This window comes from Candidatus Kryptoniota bacterium, from assembly GCA_036567965.1.
Lineage (GTDB): Bacteria > Bacteroidota > Ignavibacteria > Kryptoniales > JAKASW01 > JAKASW01.
On sequence record DATCTN010000007.1, the window covers coordinates 190,257 to 202,037 of the forward strand.

Annotated in this window: 10 protein-coding genes; 7 read left to right on the forward strand and 3 right to left on the reverse strand. The window is 49.0% G+C overall.

Translation table 11 applies throughout. The features are described 5' to 3' along the window. Positions 1-54 precede the first annotated feature (54 nt). From VIS48_02490 to VIS48_02500, 3 genes are read right to left on the reverse strand one after another with little or no spacing between them, the layout of a single operon-like run. Positions 55-981: a phosphatase PAP2 family protein gene (locus VIS48_02490; protein HEY9165010.1), complete on the reverse strand. Its 927-nt coding sequence runs from the start codon at positions 979-981 to the stop codon at positions 55-57. Then, the gene (gene rsmA, locus VIS48_02495) at positions 968-1,753 is read right to left on the reverse strand and encodes a 16S rRNA (adenine(1518)-N(6)/adenine(1519)-N(6))-dimethyltransferase RsmA (GenBank protein ID HEY9165011.1); all 786 of its coding nucleotides are present in this window, start codon (positions 1,751-1,753) and stop codon (positions 968-970) included. The genes VIS48_02490 and rsmA overlap by 14 nt, the downstream gene beginning before the upstream one ends. A 57-nt stretch (positions 1,754-1,810) precedes the next feature. Beyond that, a complete protein-coding gene (locus tag VIS48_02500; protein HEY9165012.1) occupies positions 1,811-4,159 on the reverse strand; it encodes an AsmA-like C-terminal region-containing protein in 2,349 nt (782 codons plus the stop codon). Positions 4,160-4,289: 130 nt separating this feature from the next. On the opposite strand from VIS48_02500, the gene tmk reads away from it, so the two are divergent. The 7 genes from tmk (at position 4,290) to glnA (ending at position 11,745) form a co-directional block, all read left to right on the forward strand. Continuing rightward, positions 4,290-4,931 carry a dTMP kinase gene (tmk, locus tag VIS48_02505; protein HEY9165013.1) on the forward strand — a complete coding sequence of 214 codons (642 nt, stop codon included), beginning with the start codon at positions 4,290-4,292 and terminating at the stop codon, positions 4,929-4,931. Further along, positions 4,921-6,573, forward strand: coding sequence for a S41 family peptidase (locus VIS48_02510; GenBank protein ID HEY9165014.1), 1,653 nt, complete (start codon positions 4,921-4,923; stop codon positions 6,571-6,573). The genes tmk and VIS48_02510 overlap by 11 nt, the downstream gene beginning before the upstream one ends. 57 nt (positions 6,574-6,630) lie before the next feature. Beyond that, the gene (locus VIS48_02515) at positions 6,631-7,782 is read left to right on the forward strand and encodes a citrate synthase (protein HEY9165015.1); all 1,152 of its coding nucleotides are present in this window, start codon (positions 6,631-6,633) and stop codon (positions 7,780-7,782) included. 131 nt (positions 7,783-7,913) lie between these two features. After that, positions 7,914-8,363: an HIT domain-containing protein gene (locus tag VIS48_02520; protein ID HEY9165016.1), complete on the forward strand. Its 450-nt coding sequence runs from the start codon at positions 7,914-7,916 to the stop codon at positions 8,361-8,363. Then, positions 8,360-9,688, forward strand: a complete 1,329-nt coding sequence (gene icd / locus VIS48_02525) for an NADP-dependent isocitrate dehydrogenase (GenBank protein ID HEY9165017.1) — start codon at positions 8,360-8,362, stop codon at positions 9,686-9,688. Before VIS48_02520 ends, icd begins: the two co-directional genes overlap by 4 nt. Before the next feature lie 130 nt (positions 9,689-9,818). Next, complete coding sequence (locus VIS48_02530) at positions 9,819-10,295, forward strand: Lrp/AsnC family transcriptional regulator (GenBank protein HEY9165018.1); 477 nt, start codon at positions 9,819-9,821, stop codon at positions 10,293-10,295. 13 nt (positions 10,296-10,308) lie between these two features. After that, positions 10,309-11,745: a type I glutamate--ammonia ligase gene (gene glnA / locus VIS48_02535; protein ID HEY9165019.1), complete on the forward strand. Its 1,437-nt coding sequence runs from the start codon at positions 10,309-10,311 to the stop codon at positions 11,743-11,745. The last annotated feature ends 36 nt before the right edge of the window (positions 11,746-11,781 follow it).

Sequence of the window (11,781 nt, forward strand, 5' to 3'; positions counted from 1 at the left end):
CCGGCTTTTCTTTTGGATCGATGGATTGCGACGACACGTCTCGAGGAAGCGGGATCAATTGACTTCAGGAAACTCGCTGCCTCGTTTTCTTTCAAGCTTTGATCTGAGCCATCCACCGGTGGACAGGACGAGAATCGCAAACAACACGCCTGCAATGACATCAACGGCGTAATGATATCTCATATAGACGGTCGCGAAAATCAGGCCGGCCCCGAGTGGTATGATTACCATCGCCGACTTTGCGCGGTATTTGATAGCGGCAGCAATCGTAATTATCGTCATCTCAGTGTGGCCGCTCGGGAAGCAATCGCGCTGCGCATGGACCGCCGCCTCTGCAACATTCCTGATAGATTCGCCTGAGTTGATGACGTCCCTCAAGAAATGTGTAATGACCAGTCCCGGCAACTCCGCGTCCAGGTTCGAGAAATCGTGGAGTGTGAAACGCGGTCCAATCGCGGGAACAAGAAAATAACCGACGTAAGATGTATAGAAGCCGTACATAAGCACGAATAAGAAAAAGATGAATCCTTCTTCATTGCGGTCTCTTAAAAGATCGAACCCGAGAATTACCCACATAAGGTAGAAGCTGCTGTAACAGATCTGCAGGAACTCTGTAAGCCCGGGAGTTGCGATACGATCCAGATAAGCTGTGGGGTCAGTCCCGAAAATTGTCTTGTCGAGTCCAATCAGTAGATAATCCAGATCGTGTGGGTTGATCGGATGAACCATTAAGTACAATTCCTTGAAAGTCAGAAAGATCAGGGGAAGGGAATACCACTGAACTATGAATCTCACAATTGAGTTGTGATGCGTGGCGTCATAATCAACGATTGCAATTATCGCTACCCCCACAGTGATATTAGCAAGCACTATTGCCAGAAACATTTCGATCCGCGCGTGGAATATGATCGCCACGATAGAAATTCCGGCTAATCCGATCAGGTTTAACTTATCGAGCGAGCGCAATTCAGATAATTTCAACTTTTTTCTCCAGGCTCTCGAATAGACTGTAGATCTCTTCCGGCGAAAAAGTTTCGACTCTTCTGGTCTTCCACTTTTCGTCCAGGGCATTTGCCGCAGGTTTTCCATAGTAATGTGAAACGAAATGTCTGAACATCTTTCTGCGCATTCCAAATGCTCTCTTTACAAATGTCACGAATTCCTTTTCGGTAGCGATCGCCCTGCGTTTTCCAAATGAGATCCTGATAACTCTCGAATTGACCCTTGGCATTGGTCGGAAGCATGTGGGAGGCACAAGGAACAGTTTCTCAACGTCTGCAACAAGCTGAAGCCGGATTGAAAGTGCGCCATATTCTTTTCCTCCCGACTTTGCGGAGAGTCTCGCCGCAACTTCATCCTGCACCATCAACACGGCAGAGTAGATCCTGTCACGCTCGTCCACAAGCTTGGAAACGATTTCGCTGGTGAGATTGTAAGGAATGTTCCCGATTACCTTGATAGGCGCTTCCGTAATCGGAAAATCATATTCGAGAAAGTCTCCCTGGATCGCTTTAACATTTTGGTTGAGCCGAAAACTGGTTGCCAGTCCCGCGGCAAGTTCATCGTCCTTTTCTATTGTCTCGATCCTGATTCCCCGTTCAGCCAGGATGCGAGTGAGTGCCCCTTTGCCCGGCCCGATCTCCACTACAAAATCATTCTCTTCCGGCGACAGGGCGTCGACGATTTTCGCGGCGATATTCATATCCATCAGAAAATTCTGGCCGAGCGATTTCTTCGGGATGTGGCGCTTCACCGGAGTGTCATCAAGAGGTTTAGGGTAATGTGACGGAGCGATGATTAGTAACGCCTATCACCTTGAGAGTAATACGTATTGCGGCTGGCTCGTGCGAGTCCCTGCTATTTTTCCGCCGAGTGCCACGATAGTGAAACGTGCGTCCGAAGTAGTGCCGCCCGCAACCAGTCCGAGTGAAAGTCCGCCGTCGGCATTTGGAGTCAAGTCCGGGTAAAGCGTCTTGAGGTGCGACCCAACCTGAGTGCTCACGGGCGGATAGATTCTCATCGTGAGTTTATAATCCAGTGTGCCGTCGAACCCGTGCCAGCCGTCAAGCCTGAAGTCGAACGGCTTCCCGTACGAAACCAGCCTGTTAAGATATACCCTGCCGTCTGTGATGTCGAAATTGAAATTTGAACTCGCGACCTTCACGGAATCTCTTCCGTCCGCTCCAAGGAAGGTGTATAGTTTGTTCAAAACCGAGTAGTCTTTGATGATCGCGTTTGAAATCTTCAGCGCGCCCTTTCCGCCTAATGTCGCTAGGTCGACTTTTCCGGAATCGTCATACACGCCGTTCAACGCGATCAATCCGGCACCGGCGCCTCCGGAAACGTCGACCCTCCCGAGATACCTTCGGATCAGCCCTCCAAAATTTGAAGTCGAAACGCGGGTCCTTATGCTGAAGGTCGTCTTGTCCTCCTGGCTGTAATCGCTCCAGCCGGATACGGAGAAGTTTCCGCTGGAGGATGAGTAGTCCATTTTGTTGAGTCTGACGAAATAGTCGAGAAGATCGACGTTGCCGGTCACTCTCGAGAGAGTGTCAAAAGGGAGAACGCATTTGCCGATCGAGAAGAGGAGCGAGACGTTCGCTGTCGGGAGCCAGCCGAGTGACCCCCTGCCTAGGTTGAAATTCAAATGGGGGAGTAAGCCGATGGTGCTGAACGTCCGTGACAATACGCTCAATTTTAATGACGGCATTATCGCACCTCTGCCCAGGAAGACGCTTTGGTAGTTTGTCATTGTTCCGCTCAGAACCAGATCGCTTGCACCGAGACGAACGAGCATCTTGTTGATCGTCGCGCGATTATCGCGAATCGATATGCTCCCATCGACCTCACCTCTGTAAAGTGTATCGATGCCGACTGGTATCTGGGCCAGGGCATTTTCAAATACAACTAAACCGCTCGCTTTCGTATTTTTCACGCTCCCGCCGTAATTCAGATTGTATTTTGCTCTGATAGAACCGGAGAACCGATTATCGTTCGAGATCTCGAGACTGTGTGCGAGTTTTCTCAACTCGACATTTACAAGAAGCTGAATCGTCGCGAATTGGGGAGGAGAGAGGACAAGATTTAGCGACGCATAGTTCTCGCCCAATACCGCGCCCGGCATGTAAAGTCTGAAGGCCGAAGAGTCATTTTGAAGACTGTAGTGCGTGTCCAAGTCTCCAACCGAAAGTGTGTCACCTGATCTCAGTTCCGCTCTAAAATTCTTCAGGTGAGCATAAAGATCTGCTTCAGGCGTCGATCCGTTCAGTTCATACCTAAATTTGAGGCTCAGCTTGCCTTTAATAGACTCCTCAATCACCTGGTTCTGGAGAAGTTCCGGGAGAAAACCAAACAAACTGCGGGCGGACGAATCCGTCGAGGCCGTGTAGAACGAAATCTGTGTCTGAGGATAAAATGCCAGATAAACCGATGAGTGAAGTTCGATCCCGAAAACAGAAAGATGATCCGACTCAATGTGAACCTGGTCATGTCTCGTGTCATAATCTAGTTTCGAGCTCGCGTTGATTCTTGTACCGTTGTATAAGTTCGAGTTGTCCTTCCATAGTTCGAACCTCTCGACATTGAGTCTCGAATTCAGAACAAGCTTATTCTCTTCCACCACCGTCTTTATTTTCGAGGCAAAATCGATATTCAGGAATTTTGCGGATATTCCCGTCCTGCCGTTGTACCATATTATGTTTCCGTTCGAGATCTCGAAATTTGAGAGTAGAAGACTTGAAAGTGATCCCCTGATATTTCTATTCTCCCTGTAGAATGTCTCGCTGAGTAGTTGCTCGGTATTGAGCCTGCCTCTCTGATTTTCCTCAATAAAAATTGTCGGTGAGTAGAAGATCACGTTGTTTATTTCAAGCCGGTTCTTGAGCAACGGCAGTATCTTCGCGTCGATCACCACTGCCTTCGCATCCAGCAGGTACGGGCTGTCGAATTTTCTGTAATCAGGATTCGATACTCTGAAGCCCGTTATCCTGATCCCAATGGTTGGGAAAAAAGAAAGCTCGACCTGCTCGGCGGATACGTCTCGATTCAGGAGCCGACTTATTTGAGGAAGGACCAGCGCAGAAAGCCTATCGCTGCTGAATATTAGCCGGGATGAGACAACGACAATAAGAATCAATGTCCCGATCAGGGCGAAGGCCAATTTGACGTATCGTGAGTTATGTCTCATCTAGATGAAAATATAGGTTTTGATGCGTCTAATATCAATTTGCCTGCCGAAAATGTATGCCCGATTAGATTGGAAAGACTTTACCGGGAAGTTATTTTAGCATGTGTTTATCGTATTTGAAGGAATCGACGGAAGCGGGAAAACCACTCAAGCTGAGTTGCTGTTCAAGCGGCTCTCCGGGCTCGGTACTCGTGTTGAGCTCCTTCGCGAACCGGGTGGCACAAAACTTGGCGAAGGCGTGCGTGAACTTCTCCTTCACCGGGCGGACCTGGACATAAATGCCAATACCGAATTTCTTCTCTTCTCCGCGAGCAGGGCACAGCTCGTGGCTGAAAAGATAATTCCGATGCTGAACCAGGATATTACGGTGATCGTGGATAGATATTTCTATTCGTCGATCGCTTATCAGGGATTCGGTCGAGGCATCCCGATCAGTAGCATAGAAGCTGTGAGCGAATTCGCCACTCAGGCCTTAGCCCCTGACATTGTATTCCTGATTCGGCTCGACGCAAAAACAGCTGTGCACAGACGAAAGACTGCCAAAAGGGAAGCCGACAGGATGGAAGATTCCGAAATAAGATTCTTTGAAAAAGTAAATGAGGGCTTTGAATATTGCGCCCGGAAGGAACCTGACAGGTTCGTAATTGTTGATGGAATGAATACAATTGAAAAGATTGCGGAAAATATTTTTGACGCGGTTGCGTTGAGAATGAAGAGAGCCATGGAGGAAAGAAATGCAAAGTAAGATTCTTTGGGTATTCACGAGCCTTCTTATCGCGACTAGCATAGGCTTCGTTGCAATACAGGACAGCGACACCTTCTACCAGGTCAGACAAAGCATTGACCTGTTTGGGAATGTCTATAAAGACGTTGTGGACAATTACGTCGACCCCGTCACTCCGCAGCAGTTTGTCAGAAAAGGGATTGATGCGATGTTATCTTCTCTTGACCCGTACACTGTTTACATGGATAAAGAGAATAGCGGCGAAATCGATCTGCTCACGACCGGCAAATACGGTGGTGTGGGAGTTTCCATCGGCACAAACTCCGGGAAGGTCATAATCACAGGTGTGCTTGACGGCTACAGCGCCCAACGGCAGGGACTGCGAATCGGCGACGAAATATTAAAGATAAACGGGACTGACATCACTTCTACCAAACTCGACAAAATAAGTGAGATGGTGCGCGGAGAGCCGGGAAGTCAGGTAACCCTCACCGTAAAGCGCGAAGGCGAGGAGAGACCTTTTGATGTCGTTCTCGTGCGAAGCGAAATTCGTGTGAAGTCCGTTTCCTATTACGGAGTCATCGATTCAGGCATAGGGTTCATAAAGCTCGACCAGTTCTCTCGCGGTTCGGATGAGGAAGTTAAAGATGCACTCACAGATCTTATGGCGCGTGAAAACCTCAAAGGTTTGATCGTGGACCTTCGCAATAATCCCGGCGGCTTGTTGGAATCAGCTGTCAATATTGTCGAGCTCTTCGTGCCGAAAGGGAGTTTGATAGTGATGACAAAGGGACGCGATCCGGCCTCGAACAAAAGGTATGTGTCGGACCAGGATCCGATCGCGCCTAATCTCCCGCTTGCCGTCCTCGTTAACAACAACACCGCCAGCGCCAGTGAGATTGTGGCGGGGGCGCTGCAGGATCTCGACAGGGCCGTCGTAATCGGAACTACAACTTTCGGCAAAGGACTCGTGCAGACGATCCTGCCGCTCGGGTATGAATCACAATTGAAAATTACTACGGCAAGATATTACACCCCGAGCGGAAGATGCATCCAGAAGATCAACTATGAGCGGAGTCGGGATGGCGAGGACGCCATTCTGCCGGACAGCCTGCGAAAGGAATTTCACACGCTGGACGGGCGCGGAGTTTATGAAGCAGGAGGCATAGCACCCGACTCGACCGTTGCTCCCGAAAAACATTCCGATTATGTGATTCAGTTAATGCGCGGCGGGTACATGTTCGACTTTGCGACTGAGTTCCGCTCTGCGCATGATTCCATATCTTCCGATTTCAAAGCCGGAAAGGAAGTTCTGCAACAGCTCAAGACGTTCGTTCAGAAGAGCGATTTCACTTACACATCACGTCTCGCACAGGTGATCGGCGATGCTCACAATCTCGTTTCTTCCTCTTCAAATTACGATCCTTCGATAGACAAGGATATCGTCGCGCTTTCGGATAAAATCAGGGGCGACGAAAAAGAACTGTTCGATAAGCACGCAGAAGAGATATCGGAAATCCTCACGGCCGAGATCGTAGGTCGGTTCGAAGGGAATAGCGGACAGGTCATGGTCACGCTTGGCTACGACAACCAGGCTAAGACTGCAGAGTCTGTTCTGGTTCAGCGTCCGGTTTACAGAGAAATGCTCGGCCTGGTAAATTGATTCTCCCGCCGCCGTCGGTTAAATTATTACAATCTCTCATGGAGGTTACCAAACTAGATGTCTAATCCAGCTTCAACTGCTCAAGCACCATCGACATTCGCTAAGGGTCTGGACGGAATTGTAGCAGGTCAGTCGTCTATTTGCTTTATAGACGGATTCAAAGGAGAGCTTGTTTACCGCGGCATAAACGTCGATGAGCTTGCCTCGAATGCGAGTTATGAAGAAGTAGTCTATCTGCTATGGCACGGTAGTCTTCCCAACAAAGATGAGCTCGTGAGGCTGCAGAAAGACCTTATCGCGAACCGACCACTGCCGGATCAAGTAGTCTCATTTTTGAAGGGTGTTCCAAAGAATTCCAACCCGATGGATGTCTTGAGAACTGCAGTGTCGCTTCTCGGCGTGTACGATCGCGAAGCGGACGACAGCTCGGTCGAGGCAAACTGGAGAAAGTCGGTAAGGCTGGTAGCCCAACTTCCTACGATTGTCGCGAATTTTCATCGGATCAGGCTTAATGGCGAATACCTGAAACCGGATACGGCTCTCAGCCACTCCGCGAACTTCCTGTATATGCTGAATGGAGTGGAACCGGGCGCAACCGCTTCGAGCACATTCGATTGTGCTCTCGTGCTGCACGCCGATCACGAGTTTAACGCGTCTACATTCTCTGCGCGAGTTACGGCAGCAACGCTTTCCGACATCTATTCCGCAATTACATCCGCAATCGGTACTTTGAAGGGGCCGCTTCACGGCGGCGCGAACGAAGAAGTTATGGAAATGCTTCTCGAGATTAAAACTGTCGCGAACGTGGAACCTTACCTGCAGAAACTCTTCGCAGCAAAGAAGAAAGTTCCGGGTTTCGGGCACCGTGTCTATAAAGTTGAAGATCCGCGCGCCAAGCACCTTAGGAATTTCTCAAAGAGGCTCGGTGAAACTATCGAAAATCTGAAATGGTTTGAGATTTCAGAGAAGATTGAAGAGTACGTAAAAAAAGAAAAGGGGCTCGCTCCTAACGTCGATTTCTACTCTGCGTCAACCTATTACTATCTGGGAATTCCTATTGATCTGTTCACGCCGATCTTCGCAGTTAGCAGGGTAGCAGGCTGGACCGCACATGTGATGGAACAGTACGTAAATAACAGATTGATAAGACCGATTTCCGAATACACGGGGCCTCGGGATGTGCACTTCTTACCCATCGACGAGCGCTGAGTAAGCCTTATCTCAGGTCACTTGATGTTATTCGAATTTCGCAATTGTGTTGTTCGGTTCTGGATCAGTGCACAACATCTCAGAGGCTGTTCCTGAGTATTATTATTTCCATTCCTTGAAAATGATTCATCATGCAGATTGATAATTGTGCTTTCTGTAAAATAGTCAGAGGGGAATCGTACGCTCAGTTTCTATACGAGAGCGCCGAAAGTGTCGCGTTCCTGGACATAAATCCCATCAATTTCGGCCACGCGCTCGTTGTCACGAAGGATCATTATCGCACGTTCCTCGATCTTCCGCTGCCTGTCCTCACGGATGTGGTCGAATCGTTGAGAGTAGTTTCAAGAGCGATCACAGAGACTCTCCAGGCGGCAGGACTCAATATCTTTAGCAATAACGGAAGTGCAGCGGGTCAATCAGTTTTCCATTTCCACTTTCACGTTACACCGCGATACGAGGACGATGGGCTGAAGATTCGTCCGCATCTGAAGATGTACGAGTCCCTCAGCCAAATGACTGATTACGCCGAACGAATACGCGCCACGATTCAAGTCTACGATAAACCAGGAGTACGATCATGATTACTTACGAGAAACTGTCAGCACATACAAAAGGCGGGAAGATCGAAAATGTGGACGGAAAACTGAAGGTGCCCGACAATCCGATTATTCCATTCATCGAAGGTGATGGAACAGGTCCCGACATCTGGCGAGCAAGCAGACTTGTGTTTGATGCGGCGGTTCACAAAGCATATGGCGGCAAGAAGAATATCGAGTGGATGGAAGTTTTTGCCGGCGAGAAAGCGAATAAAGTTTACGGCAGGGAGGTGTGGCTCCCGGACGACACTGTGAAAGCTATAAGAGAATACGTTGTTGCGATAAAGGGACCGCTAACTACGCCGATCGGTGGTGGAATTCGGTCGCTAAACGTGGCGCTTCGACAAATGCTCGACCTATATGTCTGCCTTCGCCCGGTAAGATACTTTAACGGCGTGCCATCTCCTGTGAAGCATCCGGAAAAAGTCGATATGGTAATTTTCCGTGAGAACACGGAGGATATATATGCAGGAATTGAATACGCCGCGGGGACTTCGGATGCCCAGAAGATTCTAGACTTCCTTGCAAAAGAATTCCCGAAAGGCTTTGATAAGATCCGCTTCAACACAAAAGCAAAAGCCGAGGAATTCTGGAACGCTGTGGGTGCAAAGGACTTTCCAAGCGAAGTCAAGATCGGAATTGGGATAAAGCCCGTGAGCTACAGCGGAAGCGTCAGGTTGATTCACAGTGCCATTTCATACGCGATCAAGTACAAACGCAAATCAGTGACAATAGTACATAAAGGCAACATTATGAAATTCACGGAAGGCGCGTTTCGTGATTGGGGGTTTAGTGTTGCCAGGGAATTCTTCGGTGCGGTCGAAATCGATAAAGGTCCGTGGTGCAGAATCCCGGATGGGAAGGCCGGTGCAGGCATAATCATAAAGGACAGCATTGCAGATATAACATTGCAGCAAGTGCTCACCCGACCGGAAGATTTCGATGTGATTGCAACGCTGAATCTGAACGGCGATTATTTGAGCGATGCTTTGGCAGCTCAGGTGGGCGGAATAGGGATAGCACCCGGGGCAAATATAAATTACATAACTGGTTTCGCAGTATTCGAGGCGACGCATGGCACCGCGCCTAAGTATGCGAATCTCGATAAGGTCAATCCGGGATCTCTCATCTTGAGTGGCGTGATGATGCTTGAGTATCTGGGCTGGAATGAGGCGGCGCAGATGATCACTTCAGCGATGGAGAAGACGATCAAGTCAAAAACAGTGACTTATGACTTTGCGAGGCTCATGCAAGGCGCAACGGAAGTCAAGACATCCGAATTCGCCCAGGCTATCGTCCGAAATATGTAAGTCAGCCTTTCAAAAGTGGTTTCGAGGCGGCTTCCGGCCGCCTTTTTTATTTTCCCTCTTGACAATTCAATCTTATTATTTTAACTTAATTGGGTTAAATAGCTTAATTAATTAGAAGACTACATCAATCATGTTAACCGGCGGCGACAAGAAGCTCGACCCGATCGATCATCGGATCCTCGAAATACTCCAAAAGAATGCGAGGACGAAACTAAACGAAATGGCGCAACAGCTCGGGCTGACGATCCCGACCATCTCGGAGCGAATCCAGAAGCTTGAAGACCGCGGCATTATCAAAGGGTACACCGCCGTTCTTGATGCGAAAAGGCTAGGCAAGGACATCACTGCTTTTATCACAGTCTCAATCGACTCAAGCAAACACTACCAGATGTTTATGGAACGTGCGAGGGAGACCGAGGAAATACTCGAGTGTCACTCCGTGACCGGCGAAGGGTCGCATCTTCTGAAAGTCCGTGCCGAAAACACAAACTCCCTCGAGAAACTTCTTTCCCGCATCCAGTCGTGGCCCGGCGTGTTAAGCACCAAGACGAGCGTCGTTCTATCGACAATCAAAGAGTCAACAGTAGTAAAAACACAAAACAATTAACCAGGAGGAACAAATGGCAAAAGGGGCCAAGTCCGCCAACGATGTTGACAAACTGCTGAAGTTTGTCAAGGACAGCGGCGCTGAAATTATCGATCTGCGATTCACGGACATCCCCGGTCAGTGGCAGCATTTTTCAATTCTCCCTTCCGAACTTGGTGAGAATTCTTTTGAAGAGGGAGTAGGATTTGACGGTTCAAGCATTCGAGGCTTCCAGGCGATCCAGGAAAGTGATATGGTTCTGATTCCCGATGCGAAAAGATATTTCATGGATCCTTTCACCGTTCACAGAACTGTCAATATTGTGTGCGATGTAAAGGACCCCATTACCGGGGAGCCGTACAGGCGTGACCCGCGATTCATCGCTCATAAAGCCGAAGCTTATTTGAGATCGACCGGACTCGCAGACACGGTTTACTTCGGACCCGAAGCCGAGTTTTTCATTTTTGATAATGTCAGGTTCGATCAGACAATAAACAGCGGATTTTACGAGATCGATTCGGAAGAAGGGTTCTGGAACAGCGGAAGGAGTGAGGGCAAGAACCTCGGCTACCGTCCTAGAACCAAAGAAGGATATTTCCCGGTTCCACCGACGGACAGTTTGCAGGATATCAGGTCAGAAATGGTGCTGACTATGAAGAAGGTTGGAATCGATGTGGAGGTCCATCATCACGAAGTAGCTACGGCGGGTCAGACTGAAATCGACATGCGATTTAATACCCTTACTCACATGGCCGACAATCTCATGACCTACAAGTACATCACGAAGAACGTTGCGAATAAGCATAGCAAGACTGTTACGTTTATGCCCAAACCGCTGTACGGCGACAATGGGTCAGGCATGCATGTGCATCAAAGCTTGTGGAAAGCGGGAAAGCCTCTTTTCTACGGCAATGGCTATGCTAACCTGAGCGAGATGGCGCTCTACTACATAGGTGGTCTCCTGAAACACGCGTCTGCTCTTTGCGCAATAACTAACCCGACAACGAATTCCTACCACAGACTTGTGCCGGGTTTCGAGGCGCCTGTGAACCTCGCTTACAGCCAACGCAACAGATCAGCTTCCGTCAGAATTCCGATGTACTCGAAGAATCCGAAAGCGAAGCGAATCGAGTTCCGTGTGCCTGATCCATCGACGAACCCCTATCTGGCTTTTCCCGCACTCATGATGGCGGGACTGGACGGCATTCTCAACAAGATCGATCCGGGTGAACCGCTTGACAAGGACATTTATGATTTGTCACCTGAAGAATTGCGAAACGTTCCGTCGACCCCAGGTTCACTCGAGGAAGCTCTGAAGGCTCTCGAGAGGGATCATGAATTCCTGTTGCGCGGAGACGTGTTCACCGAGGAACTTGTCAACCTGTGGATAAAATACAAGATGGCGAACGAAGTCAAGCAGGTTGCGTTGAGACCTCACCCGTATGAATTCATGTTGTACTACGACATTTAATCGTCCTTTCTGCAAGAACTGTCGAAAAGGCTGCCC

Coding starts and splice junctions, on each gene's coding strand:
- icd (HEY9165017.1), top strand. CDS start 8,360: ATGATTACTTACGAGAAACTGTCAGCACATACAAAAGGCGGGAAGATC.
- VIS48_02530 (HEY9165018.1), top strand. CDS start 9,819: ATGTTAACCGGCGGCGACAAGAAGCTCGACCCGATCGATCATCGGATC.
- VIS48_02520 (HEY9165016.1), top strand. CDS start 7,914: ATGCAGATTGATAATTGTGCTTTCTGTAAAATAGTCAGAGGGGAATCG.
- VIS48_02515 (HEY9165015.1), top strand. CDS start 6,631: ATGTCTAATCCAGCTTCAACTGCTCAAGCACCATCGACATTCGCTAAG.
- glnA (HEY9165019.1), top strand. CDS start 10,309: ATGGCAAAAGGGGCCAAGTCCGCCAACGATGTTGACAAACTGCTGAAG.
- VIS48_02510 (HEY9165014.1), top strand. CDS start 4,921: ATGCAAAGTAAGATTCTTTGGGTATTCACGAGCCTTCTTATCGCGACT.